Origin of the sequence: Vibrio sp. 10N.237.312.B06 (assembly GCF_041464685.1) — a bacterium.
Lineage (GTDB): Bacteria > Pseudomonadota > Gammaproteobacteria > Enterobacterales > Vibrionaceae > Vibrio > Vibrio tasmaniensis_A.
Window position 1 is genome coordinate 1 of sequence record NZ_JBFSPI010000029.1, and the last position, 15,891, is coordinate 15,891.

Genomic DNA, 15,891 nt, shown 5'->3' on the forward strand with positions numbered 1-15,891 from the left:
ATTCTCCTTATTATCAAATGCCTTTCGGCTACATGGGTCGGCTTACTCCAACACACCGCGATAGAGGTATCGCGACAAACAGCTCAGTGCAGATGTGGGTGCAAGTTTCGTTGTCGGCTGTGGGTATGCAGGCGTTATAGCTCAGGTCAGATTCACCTTCTGAAAAGTCATAACTACGTTAATCACGTATAGTTTTGCCATGTGTACGTCACTTGCGTATACTCTGAGTATGAAAAGTGTATTTGTCGAATCGACCATATTTGAAAAGTACCGTAATGAATATCTCAGCGATGATGAGTTTAGGCTTTTTCAAGCTGAGTTGATGTCTGACCCAAAACAGGGGGACGTGATTCAAGGTACAGGTGGTTTGCGAAAGATTCGAGTTGCAAGTAAAGGTAAGGGTAAGCGTGGCGGCTCTCGTGTTATCTATTACTTCCTCGATGAAAAGCGTCGTTTCTACTTGCTGACAATTTATGGCAAGAATGAAATGTCCGATTTAGCTGCAGATCAAAAGAAACAATTAAAGGCTTTTATGGAGGCGTGGCGTAATGAGCAATCGTGATCTATTTGCAGAGTTAAGTTCTGCTCTTGTTGAGGCTAAAGAGCATTCAGAGGGTAAACTCACTCTTAAAACTCATCAAGTTAACGATATTAGTGAGTTAGATATTTCACCGAATGAAATCGTGAGTATCCGTGAACAGTTCAATATGTCTCGTGGTGTGTTTGCGCGTTTACTGCATACATCATCCCGAACATTAGAAAACTGGGAACAAGGGCGTAGTGCACCAAATGGACAAGCTGTGACCCTTCTAAAATTGGTTCAGCGTCATCCGGAAACTCTTTCGCACATCGCTGAGCTATAACAAATAAGGGCTAAGGTGTTGCGCAGCCAACACTAAATCCCAAGTGTTGAACAACCCCGAAGCCACTTTATTAAGTAAATTGTACGATTGCATTTGAAGGGCTCATCGCTTTGAGGTACTTCTCAAGACGGGTGAGGCCAAGGTAAGGTCGCGATAGCAATCTTATCAACCAGTTAGCTGTTCTTCGTTTCTTTCGTCGTCACATATTCTGTTGTTTCGCCTGTACAATTCTCCATATACCGTTCCTGCGCAGAAATTGCCAAATTTGATCGGTTCTATTCTTCGATGAGTAACATCCAAACCAAGGTTGTGGTGCTAGTTCCCATTTTTCTCTATGTGACGAAAAGTCTTTAGCTCTCTATTTTTTGTGTATGCGTTTTGTAAAGGCTGTAGTGTGGTAAAGAGCTTTTATCTATCGTTGCGTAAGACATTATCTAGCCAGGATAGTTTGAAGAGCTGTGTTCTTACTGTGTCTGATAACTGCGCAATTGATAGTGTGTAAATAATGTTATACGGGGTGTTTTAAATATAAAACACAAAATAAATTGCGTTTTTTTTTAATTAGTGATTGAAACTGTGGTTTTTACTCGTTAAGTTACAGGGAACAAGAAGATAAATGCTGATGGAAAGTGACGTGAGATAACGTGCATTCAGCCTCAAGGATAGAAAATAGGAAGAAGTAAGCAATGTTCCAGACTGATGATGTAAGAATTAACAAAGTAAAAGAGTTATTACCCCCTGTTGCTGTTTTAGAAAAGTTTCCAGCGACAGAAATTGCTTCTTCTACAACCTTTGAAAGCCGCAAAGCGATCCACAATATTTTAGAAGATAGCGATGATCGCTTACTTGTTATTGTTGGCCCATGTTCTATTCATGATACAGAAGCTGCGCTTGAGTACGGTAAACGTTTGAAAGTGCTACGCGACGAACTAGGCGATAACCTTGAAATTGTAATGCGTGTTTACTTTGAAAAACCACGTACCACTGTTGGCTGGAAAGGTCTAATCAATGACCCGTACATGAACGACACGTTCAAACTAAATGACGGTCTTCGTCTAGGACGTAAGTTACTACTTGACCTAACTGATATGGGAATGCCTACTGCGAGTGAATTCTTAGATATGATCACGCCGCAATACGTTGCTGACTTAATCAGCTGGGGCGCAATTGGCGCACGTACGACAGAATCTCAAGTTCACCGTGAACTGGCTTCAGGCCTATCTTGCCCAGTTGGCTTCAAGAATGGTACGGATGGCAACATCAAGATCGCAACAGATGCAATTCGCTCTGCAAGTGCTTCGCACCACTTCTTGTCGGTAACTAAATACGGTCACTCAGCTATCGTTGAAACAGCAGGTAACCCTGACTGTCATATCATCCTACGCGGTGGTAAAGAGCCAAACTACAGTGCAGAGCACGTTGGTAAGATTAAAGAAGAGCTAGAAGCTTCAGGTCTTCCACAGAAGGTGATGATTGACTTCAGCCACGCGAACAGCTCAAAGCAGTTCAAGCGCCAAATGAACGTTTCTGATGACGTAAGTGCACAGATCTCAGGCGGTGACAAAGCCATCTTTGGTGTGATGATTGAATCTCATCTTGTTGAAGGTCGCCAAGATTTAGTTGACGGTAAAGCGGCGACATACGGCCAATCTGTTACTGACGCATGTATCGGTTGGGAAGATACTGAAACAGTACTTCGCCAACTAGCAGATGCTGTTGAAGCACGTCGTAACAAATAGACTGATTATTGCATATTACAGTCGGCGATTAAGCTGCTGAAAATTCAAAGCCCTTATTAGCAATCGCTAGTAAGGGCTTTTTTGTGGATCTTAACTACTAGCTAGAAGTCATTGGTATTGCTTCTTAATGACCTTCTGAGTTGGAAATGACCATACCTTGAGCTTCGCCAAAATCTTGAGGATTGATCTTGAGCGTTTGTGTTGGGAAGGCGATATCAGCATTGTGCTTATGAATAATCGCCAACACCTGCAGCAGGACATCTTGCTTAACTTCGTGGTATCTCACCCAGTTAACCGTTTTGGTGAAGGTGTAGATAAAGAAATTTAGGGTTGATGGACCAAACTTATCAAAGTTAACGATCAGCGTCTGTTTTGCATCAATGTCAGGGTGTGTTTCGAGCATGGATCTAACTTCATCAACAATTAGAGCTAGCTTGTCTGCATCTTGATAACGAAGACCGAAGGTTTCATTGATTCTGCGGTTCAACATTCTTGATGGGTTCTCCACCACAATGTTACTGAATACCGAATTTGGCACGTATAAAGGTCGCTTATCAAAAGTGCGAATGATGGTCATGCGCCAACCAATGCGTTCGACTGTACCTTCGATTTGGCGGTCTGGTGAGCGTATCCAATCACCGACTTTAAAAGGACGGTCGAAGTAAATCATCATGCCGCCAAAGAAATTCGACAGTAGATCCTTTGCTGCTAAACCGACGATTAAGCCACCCACACCACCGAAGGTGAGTAAGCCAGATAGGCTCAGACCAAATGCCTGCATGATGGTCAGGCCGCCCATCACCATAAAGAACAAGCGAGCGACTTTAGCGATAGCTTGTACTGTGGTTTCGTCTCTGGTTTTTTGTTCTAAGACGTACGCTTCAGTGTTGGTGATCATTCGCAAGGTAAACCAAACGAAGGTACAGATAATTAATATGTGCTTAAGTGTTTTTAACCAATTAATTTCATTACCAAACTGGTCTTGAAGGATTAACCCCACAGAGACAGTTGCAGGCCAACACCAGAGTAATGTACTGACAGGTGTTTTTAGCGCCTCTAGCAGTAGGTCATCCCAGTGGAATGGGGTTTTCTGAACCAGAATTTCTAAGCGATTATGGATAATTCGCCAAGCGACCCAAGCGAGAAAGCTCGCAATAGTGATGAATAGGACGCTGTTTGCCCAATCACTATGGCTCTGGTTAATGTAGGTTTGTACTTGGGTTATGAATTCATTCATTGTGTGTACTGCCGCAGAAATAGTGGGTTAGAAATTAGCAGAAATCACTTTTGTTCTCTACCTTTATAAATCAAGCGATTAGCTGACAATTGTATCTCTATATGGATATATAGTCGTTTTTTTGTATGAAGACAATTTCATTATTTGTTTTCGATGCTACGTAGCTTTGTAAGTGGAGTAATAAATGAGTGACAAACAATATGCAGTTATTGGCTTGGGACGTTTTGGTCTCTCTGTTTGTAAAGAGCTACAAAGTTCAGGCTCACAGGTACTCGCCGTTGATATTGATGAAGAGCGAGTGAAAGATGCGGCGGCTTTTGTTTCTCAAGCGATTGTTGCGAACTGTACAAGCGAAGAGACAGTTAAAGAGTTAAGGCTCGATGAATACGACATGGTGATGGTGTCGATTGGATCTGACGTTAATTCCAGTATTCTCACAACGTTGGTCGTTAAAGAATCAGGCGCAAAAGCAGTCTGGGTGAAGGCGAATGATAAGTTCCACGGCAAGATTCTCTCTAAGATTGGTGCTGACCACATCATTATGCCCGAGCGAGACATGGGTATTCGTGTCGCGCGTAAAATGTTGGATAGACGCGTTCTTGAGTTTATCGACCTTGGCAGTGGCTTAGCGATGACGGAAATCGTTATTGGTTCTAATTTGTTGGGTAAGAAACTTGGTGACCTTAAGCTGTGTAAAGAAAATGGTGTTGAGGTACTTGGCTTTAAGCGAGGCCCGAACTTAACGAAAGCACCAGAACTGGATGTGAGTTTAGAAATTGGGGATGTGGTGATCATCGCTGGGCCGAAAGAGACTTTATCTAGAAAGCTACGCAATTGGTAATTGGTAATTGGTAAGTAAGGTAACAGTATGAATTCGGTAAAACGAAAAGGTACTTTCTACACCCTTAAAAGTGATAAGAAGCCACGCAAAGGCTCTGAACCTAAGATTATCCTTACGAGCTTCTTAGGTGTTCTTATCCCCTCAGCAATCTTGCTGACGCTGCCTGTGTTCTCGGTGACAGGGCTAAGCTTTACGGATGCACTGTTTACTGCCACGTCAGCGATCAGTGTGACAGGTTTAGGTGTTGTCGATACTGGTCAGCACTTCACCTTGGCAGGAAAAATCTTACTGATGTTCTTGATGCAAGTTGGTGGGTTAGGGCAGATGACCCTGTCTGCGGTACTGCTCTATATGTTTGGTGTCCGATTAAGCCTTAAACAACAAGCATTGGCAAAAGAAGCACTTGGACAAGATCGTAAGATTAACCTTCGTAAGTTAGTGAAGAAGATCATCATCTTTGCATTGGTGGCGGAGTTTGTTGGGTTTGTGTTGCTCTGTTTCCGTTGGGTTCCAGAAATGGGATGGGCAACGGGAAGCTTTTATGCACTCTTTCACGCTATATCTGCATTCAATAACGCAGGTTTCGCGCTGTTCTCAGACAGTATGATGAGTTTTGTTGATGATCCTTTGGTGATCTTTACCTTAGCGGGCTTGTTCATCTTTGGTGGACTTGGTTTTACAGTCGTCGGCGACTTATCGAGTAACTGGCGTAAAGGTTTCCAACATCTGCACTTACATAGCAAGATTATGCTAACTGCGACACCGACGTTATTGTTGGTGGGCACGGTGATGTTTTGGTTGTTGGAGAGAAATAACTCAGCGACGATGGAGGGCTTGTCGACACAAGGGCAATGGCTAGCGGCATTTTTCCAGTCTGCGAGTGCTCGTACCGCTGGTTTCAATAGTGTCGATTTGTCTCAATATACGCAACCGGCATTATTGGTGATGATAGTACTGATGTTGATTGGTGCTGGTTCGACTTCCACTGGTGGTGGTATTAAGGTCTCGACTTTCGCGGTTGCGTTTGTTGCAACTTGGACATTCTTGCGTCAGAAAAAGCATGTCGTGATGTTTAAGCGCACCGTGACTTGGCAAGCGGTAACAAAGTCATTGGCCATTATTGTGGTCAGTGGAGCGCTATTAACCACCGCGATGTTTTTGTTAATGCTGACTGAAAAGGCTGCGTTTGATCGAGTTATGTTTGAGGTGATTTCTGCTTTTGCAACCGTCGGTCTAACAGCTGGACTCACTGCAAATCTCACTGAGCCGGGCAAATACATTATGATTGTGGTGATGGTAATCGGACGTATTGGTCCTTTGACTTTGGCGTACATGTTAGCTCGTCCAGAAACTTCTTTGTTGAAGTACCCAGAAGATACGGTGTTGACGGGCTAATAATGTTAACGGGTTAAGTTAACCCTTCTTGTTAGTGCGTTAGAAAAACAAAGCCAGCGAATATGCTGGCTTTGTTTTTTAGAGGTTCAGAGGTTTATAGTCAGTTTCTGAGTTCTTAGCCTTCGAACATTTCTACATATTCTTCGTAGCCTTCCTCAGCCAATTTATCTGCTGGGATAAAGCGCATAGCGGCTGAATTCATGCAGTAGCGTAAACCTGTTGGCTTTGGACCATCTTTAAATACATGCCCTAGGTGAGAGTCACCAAATTTACTGCGAACCTCTGTTCTTGGGTAAAGTAGCTTGTAGTCAGTAGTTGTTACCACATAAGCTTCGCTGATTGGTTGTGTAAAGCTCGGCCAACCTGTACCTGACTTGTATTTGTCTTTTGAAGAGAACAAAGGCTCACCCGTTACGATATCAACGTAAATACCTTCTTGCTTGTTATCCCAGTATTTGTTGTCAAATGGGCGCTCTGTTGCGTCGTCTTGTGTGACATCGTATTGCAGTGAAGTTAGAGATGCTTTGATCTCTGCATCAGACGGCTTGGTGTATGTTTTAGCATTAGCTGTCGCATTTTTGCCATCGATGATTTGGCGGATCGTTTTCGGATTTTCTTTTCTATCATCACCGAAGATTTTATCTAGGTACTGATCACGACCAGAAGCGTAGCGGTAGTAGTTATAACGAACCTTACTCTTCTTGTAATAATCTTGATGGTATTCTTCTGCTGGCCAGAATTTTTCAAACTTGATCAGCTCTGTTTTTAGTGGCTCACCAAAGATCTGAGCTTTGTCTATTTCCATCATGAAATTCTGAGCAACGTCTTTTTGCTCTTGGTTATGATAGAAAATAGCAGGTCGATATTGAGGACCTCTATCTACGAATGAGCCTTTATCATCGGTAGGATCGATGTGTCTGAAGAATTGGTCAAGTACCTGCTCATAGCTAACTACATCTGGATTGTAAGTCACGTTGATCACTTCGATGTGTCCAGACTTACCTGAGGAAACTTGTTTGTAGGTTGGATTTTCTAATTCCCCACCGGAATAACCAGAGATAACGTCGGTGACGCCGGTCAGTTTTTCTAGGTCGGATTCTGTACACCAAAAACAACCACCAGCCAGTGTCGCGATTTCACTTTTACCTGAATCCATCGCTTTATCCATTGTATTGGCAGTGCCAGTCTGGCTTACAAATAGCGAAGTCAGTGGTAGTGCAACCACGAGTGATACCAATATTTTAGATAATTTATTCATAGATACCTCATCTTGACGTTTTTCTCATTCGATTTTGAATGTACGAATAGAGACAGGGTTTAGATGGAAAAAATTACACTATTCATAAAAAAAATATCTCAAACAGAAAATCTTGCTCATAAATGCTGCCAGTAGTAGGGTGTCCATTATTGATATAATAGATAATGATGGCGGTTTCCGTACATCTAAGGAACAACATGCAAGCAGAAGTTAAATGGGTCGAAGGCTTTAAATTCCTAGGTCAATCTCAATCAGGTCACTCTGTCGTTCTGGATGGCAGTGGCGGTGCTACCGCGCCAAGCCCTATGGAAATGGTGCTAATGGCTGCTGGCGGTTGTAGCTCTGTTGATGTGGTTGATGGCTTGAAATCTGCAGGCCAAAGCATCACAGGCTGTAATGCAAAACTTGAAACGACACGTCGTGAAACGGCACCAAAAATCTTTACTGTGATTAACATTCATTTTGAAGTGTCGGGTGATGATCTTGATCCCGAGCTTGTCGCTAAGGTCTGTGCGGATTCATTAGAAAAGTACTGTTCAGTATGCTTAATGCTGGGTGCTGGTGTAGAGATGACCCACAGCTGGGAAATAGTCTAGTCTCTGATTGTACAGCTTGGCGGTAGACTGATTTTTACGGCTTCTACTTATAGCTGACGGCATATGGGGAGAGCCTGATAAAGGAAAGGGCGGAGCACTTGAAAGTGCTCCGCCCTTATTATTTTAATTAAGGTAGAGTGCTATTATTCAGCAGTTTCTACGATAACTTCTTCCATTTGCGCTTTTTCTTGGTATTCGAAGCTTGGGATCGTTGCGTCAACACGACGGTTTTGCGCACGACCTTCAGCTGTAGCGTTTGATGCTACAGGGTTTTCTTCCCCTTCACCTGAAGCTGCAATGCGGTCAGCTGCAATGCCTTGCTCTTCAATGTATGCGGCTACAGCAGCAGCACGCTTCTTAGAGATCATCATGTTGTACTCTGCTGCACCTGTTGAATCAGTGTGACCAACAACATTAACTGATGATTGAGGGTGAGCTTGCAGTACTTCAACTAATGGCATTAATGCAGTTTTGCCTTCTGAAGATAATTCAGTGCTGTTTGTCTCAAACATACCTTGAGAGAAGCTTTCAGTTTTAGCTTTAGTAACCACAACTTCTTCTTCAACAACAACGACTTCTGGTTCGGCAATTGGCTCTGCAGGAGCCTGTGTTACAACGGCTGCAGAAGCGGCTGCTGCTGAAGCCGTTGTGTTACCTGTACCAAAGTTGTAGCTAAGGCCAACGGTAACAAAGTTAGAGTTTAAGTCTTGAACATAGTTGTCATCGAAATCATCGAAGTATTGGTACTCAACACGAACAGCCCAATCTGAGGAAAGTTGCTTCTCTAGACCGATACCGGCTGAAAGAACAACGTCTGTTTCACCGCCGTGCGAGATGTAAGCAGGACCAGCTTTGAAGAATACATCGAATTCTTGTTGTACTGGTAGGCGGTACATTGGCGTTAGTGAGATAGCGATTAGAGGGTCGCTAAAGTTACTTGTAACCCCATTTTTGGAAAAGCTTGTATTGTAGTCACCTAAGAAATCAGAACTTAACTCGATACCTAGTCTGTCAGTGAAGTTATAGCCAGAGTATATCCCTGCACCAATTGCATCATCATCACACTTTTCACCGCTTACGCATGCGCTATCTAGCCAACCCATGCCTACTTTTGCACCAACATAAGTGGTTGCAGCAATAGAAGGAGCTGCCGCTAAGCCGGAAGCTGCGACGACAGCACACATGATTTTAGAAAGTTTTTTCATAATCTTATCCTTGGATTAATTTTTATTGTTATCTGAACTGACCTGTAAAGCGATAACTTACTGGCTAAGACACTGCGACCGTAAATAAATCAAGGCGTTGATTCAGGTAGAACTTTTAAGGAACTACTAATGTATTGTTAGTCTGATTGCGTATGATAGTCAATCGGATTGTTGGTATTCATAGTTTTCAAGGCGCTATTTATAGCTTTTTTGTTGATCAATTGTTGTCTTAAATGTTGGAAACGATGAAACCTCGTATCATTTTAAGGCGATATGAGGTTTCATCTTTTTGTGTGAACGGATTATTTGGCTACATAGCCTGAGTTGTAAGGTGGAGCGGAGGCTTAGCTGTTACGGACGCTCACCGGCTAACAAACGCTTTTCGATATCTGCAATCACTCTAGGTAAGTCGGCGATGGTATCGATCAGGTAGTGCGGGTTTGATTTGTTTAGCTTAATGCTTGCTTTTTCTCGCGCAGCTGCAAGTGTCGCTTCGTCGGCATCCACATATTCTTGGTAGGTTAAGCCTGCTTCGTTGCCTGATAGTACAAGGCCTACTGTCCACATGCCTGCGTTGTGACCTTCATCGATACCCGGTGCAGCGTCATCCACTTTCACACACGCAGCGACGTTCGTCACACCTAGGTCAATGACGTTTTTAAGTGCCATGAATGGAGCAGGGCGACCGCCTTGCGGTAAGTCGTCAGTTGCAACTACGTTGTCAGGAAGATAACCGTAATCTGCTGCAGCTGGAATTAGTACGTCCATCACCTCTCGTGGGTAACCAGAACAAGAGCCGATTTTTACGTTCTTTTCTTTTAAGTTATTCACGACTTCAATCGCGTTTAAAATTGGTGCTGCGTGGTCTGCTACTTTTGCTTTCTGAAGAGGCATGAATGCCGCGTAGATCGCATCAACGTCTTCACTGGTCATCGAGCGTCCGAATTGAGCATTCCAACGAGCGTTAACAGCTGGGATTCGACCAACTGCTTGGATGTGGTCCCATTTGCCGATCCCCATAGGTTCACGCGCTTCTGCTAAGTCGATATCAAAGTCGAAACCTTGTCTGAATGCTTCCACGAAAATACTGGTTGGAGCAAATGATCCAAAATCAACGATAGTGCCAGCCCAGTCAAAGATAACCGCTTGGATAGGTGATGTTGTGTTCATAATAGTGTCCTATTTTTGTGTCATTGCCAGTTCAAGAGTACTGGGGGATGAATGATTGTCTTAGGTTATTGGTTGCTTGAAATTATTGCTTCAAGACATGCTTTAAAAGGTGGTTTAAAGGTACTCAAAGCCTTTACAGACTTTTGCTATCGCTTTTTCGAATACAGACAGAGCGACTTCTAGTTCGCTTCGGCTGATGATTAATGGCGGGCTCAACTGAATCACGTTACCTTGTGACACCTTAAAGCTCAGGCCATCGTTTAGACACTGGTAAAGTACTGCTTCTGCTTCATCAAAAGCTCGGGTTTTGGTGATATGATCTGTGACCAATTCCACCCCCCAGAGCAGGCCGATGCCGCGAACGTCACCAATGACTGGGTACTTCTCTTTCATTTGAAGCAGCTGTTCACGCACGAATGCGCTGTCCGCTTGTACTTTTTCAAGTAGGTTTTCTTGCTCAATCACTTCCATGGTGGCGAGTGCTGCCGCGCAACAAATTGGGCTTTTTTCGTGGGTGTAGTGACCAAGAGATACTTGCGCTGCCGTGTTGTATTTGTCTTTTGTGATTATGGCTGCGATTGGTACTAAGCCGCCGCCAAAGCCTTTACCGATACATAGGATGTCAGGTTCGATATCAAACGCTTGGTGAGTAAACCATTCGCCGCTACGACCCATGCCATTTGGGATGTCGTCAATGATCAATATGACGTTGTGTTTGTCACAGATCTCACGAATGCGCTTCCAATAAGCCTTACTTGGCACTTGAACGTCTGTGTTACGAACCGCTTCTGCAATGAAGGCTCCAATACCGCCTTCTTTTTCAATCACGTACTCTAGGTAATCCGCATAATGCACATCACATGTGGTCTCGTTCGCATCGCCGGAGTTTTGCCCGCGAAGCGATAAAGAGTCATTAAGCGGGAAAGCACCACGATAAGAGACCGCTGGTGGAATGCGTTCTACGCCAGCCATTAATGGCCCCATGCCTTCGCGGAAACACGCTTCGCCACCTACTGAAATTGCATCGAGTGACGCGCCATGGAAGGAATCCCACAATGAAACGACTTTGAAGTTGTTGGTGACATGTCGAGCCAGTTTGAGTGCCATACCAATCACCGATGTGCCACCTGGAGCAAACAACACACGATTCAAGTCACCACCACAGATCTGTGTCAGCTTCTCAGCACATTGAACTGCAGTTTGATTGGTAAAGCGACGCGGTGAAAACGGCAATGACGCCATTTGTTGAGTCACCTTATTGATGATGTGTGGGTGGCCATAACCTAGCTGATGAACATTATTGCCGTGAAAGTCCATGTACTTTTTGCCAGTCGTATCTTGAATGTAGATGCCTTCTGCCGCTTCAAGTGTGTCTAGGCAAGGTGTTGACATCGCTTGATGAAGAAATACGTCAGAGTCACGTTTTAACATAGCTTGAGTTGCGTCATCGTTTAGCGACTCGTTCCATTTCTCACGCGCTGGCGTGGTGTTCACATCGCCTTCGCTTCGAAAGTGTGTCGCCTTTAGAATCGGATCTTGATTGGTCGTCGTCATTATTTGATGTCCCAGTACATAGCGTTTTCTACAGCGCCAATGAGAGCTTCAATGTCTGACGGGTAAACTTCACCGATGTTACCGATTCGAAAGCAGTCTGCGTTTGAAACCTTGCCCGGGTAAATCACAAACCCTTGTTCTTTCAAACGGTCATAGAACTCCTTGAATTGGTAATCACTATGAGTTGGAGAATAGAAAGAGGTGATGATAGGTGAATGAACGTCATCATTAAGCAGCGGTTCAAAGCCAAGAGAGCGCATACCTGCAACCAATGTGGTTTGGTTGGTTTGGTAGCGGTTATAACGAGCTTCAATGCCGCCTTCTTGTTCCAATTCAAGTAGAGCTTGGTAGAAAGCGCGCACTGTATGAGTCGGAGAGGTGAAGCGCCATTTACCATGGTTGCTTTCCATACAGTGCCATTGGTCAAACAAATCAAGGCTTAATGAGCGAGCTTGGCCTTTACACTTCTCGAGATCTGATTGCTTAGCAATAACAAAGCCGAACCCCGGTACCCCTTGAATGCACTTGTTTGCAGAGCTGATCATGTAGTCGATGCCTAAGTCAGCAATATCCATAGGGATGCCACCAAAGCTCGACATAGCATCAAGAATGACGGTTTTGTTGTGCTGTTTTGCCAATTTGGCAATCTCTTCAATTGGATTCAGCATGCCAGTGGTGGTTTCACAGTGGACAATCGCCACGTGAGTAATGTCTGAATCCATGGCCAATGCCGTTTCCATTTCGTTCAAGTCAGGTTGTGATGTTTCACCTGGGGAAACGACATGGCATGGAATGTTTAAGTATTCTGCGATTTGAGCAATCCGAGCCCCATACGCACCGTTGTCAACAACAAGAAGCTTACCGCTTTTAGAAATAACGCTACCGATTGTTGCTTCAACTGAAGCGGTGCCGCTACCTTGCATTAGTACGCTCGTGTAACCCGTTTGCTTAGTCGCCAAAGTCACAAGCTTGCTACGAATCACTTCAACAACGTCTTTGTTGTATTCATCATCCCAAGTACACCAATCTTTTAGCATCGCTTGGCGAACGGTTTCAGAAGTAGATAGAGGACCCGGTGTCAGCAGTAAGTATTCGTTTCTCATGTTTAATTCTCGTGATTTGTATTTTGGACTATACCAATATTTGCAGTTACTTTAACAACCAATTTAAACGGTCGTAAATAGCCCAAACGTTATTTTCACAAAAGCTTCATATTCAAATTTGTCACTTGTGTTGAGAAATTTTCCGATCTTGAAATTGCCATTTTTTGTTCATTTAATCGTCATAAAAGCCAGTTAGCTTAATACTCGAAATCTGGTGCATACCAATTTAAAGGTGTGTGCTAACAACCTAAATGAATTTATGGATATAGAAGCCTCTAGATGGAGCTTCTAGCCTTAACAACTTTAACCTTGGCAATTCCTAACCTTGGCATCGGGCCTGACTGGAGAAAATGATGAAAAACCGTTTTATGAAAGGATCACTTGCAGCATTAATTACTCTATTAGCTGGTAATGCTTATGCAGCACAGGAAGTGACGGTTTACACCGCTTTTGAAACTGACATTTTAGCGAAATACAAAAACGCATTTGAAAGTGAAAACCCAGACATCAACATCAAATGGGTTCGTGATTCAACTGGGATCATGACGGCAAAATTATTGGCCGAGAAAAACAACCCTCGTGCTGAAGTAGTATGGGGTCTTGCGGGCTCTTCTATGGCTTTGCTTAAAGAAGAGGGCATTCTCAAGCCTTATACACCTCAAGGTGTAGAAGCACTGCGTTCAAACCTCAACGATCCGCAATCTACTCAAGCTTGGTATGGCAATGACGCATTCTTCAATGCGGTTTGTTTCAACGAAGTAGTTGCTAAGCAATTGAACCTACCTGCACCTAAATCTTGGGATGACCTAACGAAGCCTATCTACAAAGGCCACATTGCAATGCCAAACCCAGCGTCTTCTGGTACGGGCTACATGCAGGTTTCGGCTTGGTTACAAAACATGGGTGAAGACCAAGGTTGGAACTACATGCAGAAGCTAGATCAAAACATTGCTCATTACACGCACTCCGGTTCGAAGCCATGTGTTCAAGCGGGTATGGGTGAAGTGGCTATCGGTATTTCTATGGCGAGCCGCGGCGCGAAGCTGAAGACTCAGGGCGCGCCACTTTCTGTGATTACGCCTGAAGGTATCGGTTGGGAATCTGAAGCGGTAGGTCTTGTTAAGCCTTCAGATGCAGCACAACGTGTTATCGATTGGTCTATCTCTAAAGCAGCGAATGAACTTTACATCGAAATGTACCCAGTTGTTGGACACCAAGATGTTACAGGTAAAGCAGAAAACTTCCCGAACGTAGAGAAGAACATGGCAAAAATGGACTTCGCTCGTATGGGCAGTGAACGTGCAGATGTTCTGAAAACATGGTCTGAGAAGTTTGACGCTAAATCAGAGCCAAAATCTTAATCTGACGAGCTATTCAGTTAATTAATTATTGAGTTCATTAGAAGTTAGAAATCAGTAAAGGAAGGCTTCGGTCTTCCTTTTTTAGTTTTACGCCTTTAGGTTTTAAGTAAGGTACAACAAATGAAAAAGCACTACTCATATTGGTTCAAGCAAGCGTTAGAACAAGAATTTGGCAACATCAATGCGGGGCTAGATTCGGCTAAGCCGCTTCAAAAAGACGTTAACTGTGATATCGCCATTGTCGGCGGTGGTTACACTGGTTTATGGACGGCGATTTTAATCAAACAACAACAGCCTCAAAAGCACGTTGTGGTGATTGAAAAAGGTTTGTGTGGCAGCGGTGCTTCTGGCGCGAACGGAGGGTGTATGCTGACGTGGTCGACAAAGTATCCAACGCTGAAAAAGCTCTACGGAAGAGAGCAAGCCAAATGGTTGGTTAAGGAATCTGAAAAGGTCATTTACGAGATCGAAGCTTTCTGTAACGAACACAAGATTGACGCGCATCTATATCGAAGCGGTACTTACTACACGGCGACTAATGAAGCTCAAAAGGGTGGAATGGAGCCTGTTGTTAATGAGCTGGTTAAGCAGGGTATCAATAGCTGGAAGAAGTGCGACAATTCTTTGGCTGATAAAGCGGGATCTGATCGCCACATAGAGGGTTACTACTCAGAAGCTGCGGGTAGTGTGCAGCCAGCGTTATTGACGAGAGGCTTACGCCGCGTTGCGATCGAATTGGGTGTCGAAATTTACGAAAATACAGAGATGACATCACTCGACTATGGCTCTCCCGCTCGAATTCAAACCCAAGGCGGGTCAGTATTTGCGGATAAAGTGATCTTGGCACTCAATGCGTGGATGCTCGATCACTTTAAAGAGTTCAAACGCAGCATTGTGGTTGTCTCTTCAGATATGGTAGTGACCAAGCCTATTCCTGAAAAGCTCAAGCAATTTGGCCCAGAGAAAGGGGCGGCGGTGGTGGATTCGCGTATCTTTGTCCACTACTACCGAGATACCCAGGACGGACGACTCATGTTGGGTAAAGGCGGTAATAAGTTCTCGTTTGCCAATCAAGTTGAAAGCATGTTTAACCAAACGACCAACTACCTGCCGATTCTCAATCAATCGTTCCAAAAATTGTTCCCTAAATTGGAACAAAGTGAATTCGATTACAACTGGTCAGGAGGCTCAGATCGTTCGGTCACCGGTCTGCCATTTTTCGGTAATCTAAAAGGCCAAAGCAATATCTATTATGGGCTCGGTTACTCAGGTAATGGTGTGGCTCAAACCCGTATGGGCGGGAAGATTTTGTCAGCCATGGTACTCGATATCGACAATGCTTGGACACGAAGCGGTTTAACCAAAGGCCCGCTAGGACACTTCCCGCCAGAGCCATTCCGCTGGGTAGGTGCGATGATAGTGCGTGATGCGGTACGAAGAAAAGAGAACGCGGAAGATTCGGGTAGCACGCCATTGTGGCTAGATAAACAGTTATCCAAACTCGCAGGTGCGGCGGGCAAAGCCGACAAGGTTGAATCATAGATTAATCTAGCGTTTAAATTAGAAGTT

The 15,891-nt window shown here is 44.1% G+C and carries 14 protein-coding genes; 8 read left to right on the plus strand and 6 right to left on the minus strand.

What is annotated here, in order from left to right:
• The first annotated feature begins 229 nt into the window (after positions 1-229).
• The 3 genes from AB6C75_RS10060 to aroG all read left to right on the plus strand — a co-directional run bounded on the left by AB6C75_RS10060 (position 230) and on the right by aroG (position 2,602).
• On the plus strand, positions 230-562 hold the full coding sequence (locus AB6C75_RS10060) for a type II toxin-antitoxin system RelE/ParE family toxin (RefSeq protein WP_372107689.1): 333 nt from the start codon (positions 230-232) through the stop codon (positions 560-562).
• The gene (locus AB6C75_RS10065) at positions 549-863 is read left to right on the plus strand and encodes a DNA-binding transcriptional regulator (RefSeq protein ID WP_086050720.1); all 315 of its coding nucleotides are present in this window, start codon (positions 549-551) and stop codon (positions 861-863) included. The genes AB6C75_RS10060 and AB6C75_RS10065 overlap by 14 nt, the downstream gene beginning before the upstream one ends.
• Positions 864-1,549: 686 nt before the next feature.
• Positions 1,550-2,602, plus strand: a complete 1,053-nt coding sequence (gene aroG, locus AB6C75_RS10070) for a 3-deoxy-7-phosphoheptulonate synthase AroG (protein ID WP_009845644.1) — start codon at positions 1,550-1,552, stop codon at positions 2,600-2,602.
• Positions 2,603-2,726: 124 nt separating this feature from the next.
• Here aroG and AB6C75_RS10075 read toward each other — a convergent pair whose 3' ends face one another.
• Positions 2,727-3,839, minus strand: a complete 1,113-nt coding sequence (locus AB6C75_RS10075) for a mechanosensitive ion channel family protein (protein ID WP_372107690.1) — start codon at positions 3,837-3,839, stop codon at positions 2,727-2,729.
• Between the two features lie 184 nt (positions 3,840-4,023).
• On the opposite strand from AB6C75_RS10075, the gene AB6C75_RS10080 reads away from it, so the two are divergent.
• Complete coding sequence (locus AB6C75_RS10080; RefSeq protein WP_017098401.1) at positions 4,024-4,680, plus strand: TrkA family potassium uptake protein; 657 nt, start codon at positions 4,024-4,026, stop codon at positions 4,678-4,680.
• A gap of 27 nt (positions 4,681-4,707) precedes the next feature.
• Positions 4,708-6,075, plus strand: a complete 1,368-nt coding sequence (locus AB6C75_RS10085; RefSeq protein ID WP_372107691.1) for a TrkH family potassium uptake protein — start codon at positions 4,708-4,710, stop codon at positions 6,073-6,075.
• A 115-nt stretch (positions 6,076-6,190) separates the two neighbouring features.
• Here AB6C75_RS10085 and msrB read toward each other — a convergent pair whose 3' ends face one another.
• Positions 6,191-7,333 (minus strand): peptide-methionine (R)-S-oxide reductase MsrB, encoded by a 1,143-nt coding sequence (msrB, locus tag AB6C75_RS10090; RefSeq protein ID WP_372045906.1) that lies wholly within the window; start codon positions 7,331-7,333, stop codon positions 6,191-6,193.
• A gap of 197 nt (positions 7,334-7,530) precedes the next feature.
• Between msrB and AB6C75_RS10095 the strand changes: the two genes are divergently transcribed.
• Complete coding sequence (locus tag AB6C75_RS10095) at positions 7,531-7,929, plus strand: OsmC family protein (RefSeq protein ID WP_372107692.1); 399 nt, start codon at positions 7,531-7,533, stop codon at positions 7,927-7,929.
• 143 nt (positions 7,930-8,072) lie between these two features.
• On the opposite strand, the gene AB6C75_RS10100 is transcribed toward AB6C75_RS10095, so the two are convergent.
• From AB6C75_RS10100 to phnW, 4 genes are all read right to left on the minus strand, one after another.
• On the minus strand, positions 8,073-9,134 hold the full coding sequence (locus AB6C75_RS10100) for an OmpA family protein (protein WP_017104207.1): 1,062 nt from the start codon (positions 9,132-9,134) through the stop codon (positions 8,073-8,075).
• 351 nt (positions 9,135-9,485) lie between these two features.
• A complete protein-coding gene (gene phnX, locus AB6C75_RS10105; RefSeq protein WP_012600354.1) occupies positions 9,486-10,304 on the minus strand; it encodes a phosphonoacetaldehyde hydrolase in 819 nt (272 codons plus the stop codon).
• A 114-nt stretch (positions 10,305-10,418) separates the two neighbouring features.
• Entirely contained in the window at positions 10,419-11,858 is a 1,440-nt protein-coding gene (locus AB6C75_RS10110; RefSeq protein WP_372107693.1) for an aspartate aminotransferase family protein, read from the minus strand.
• Entirely contained in the window at positions 11,858-12,961 is a 1,104-nt protein-coding gene (gene phnW, locus AB6C75_RS10115) for a 2-aminoethylphosphonate--pyruvate transaminase (RefSeq protein WP_372107694.1), read from the minus strand. The genes AB6C75_RS10110 and phnW overlap by 1 nt, the downstream gene beginning before the upstream one ends.
• 350 nt (positions 12,962-13,311) lie before the next feature.
• Here phnW and AB6C75_RS10120 point away from each other — a divergent pair, with 350 nt between their 5' ends.
• On the plus strand, positions 13,312-14,322 hold the full coding sequence (locus AB6C75_RS10120; RefSeq protein ID WP_135380809.1) for a putative 2-aminoethylphosphonate ABC transporter substrate-binding protein: 1,011 nt from the start codon (positions 13,312-13,314) through the stop codon (positions 14,320-14,322).
• A 120-nt stretch (positions 14,323-14,442) separates the two neighbouring features.
• Positions 14,443-15,864, plus strand: coding sequence for an FAD-dependent oxidoreductase (locus AB6C75_RS10125; RefSeq protein WP_372107695.1), 1,422 nt, complete (start codon positions 14,443-14,445; stop codon positions 15,862-15,864).
• Positions 15,865-15,891: the final 27 nt, after the last annotated feature.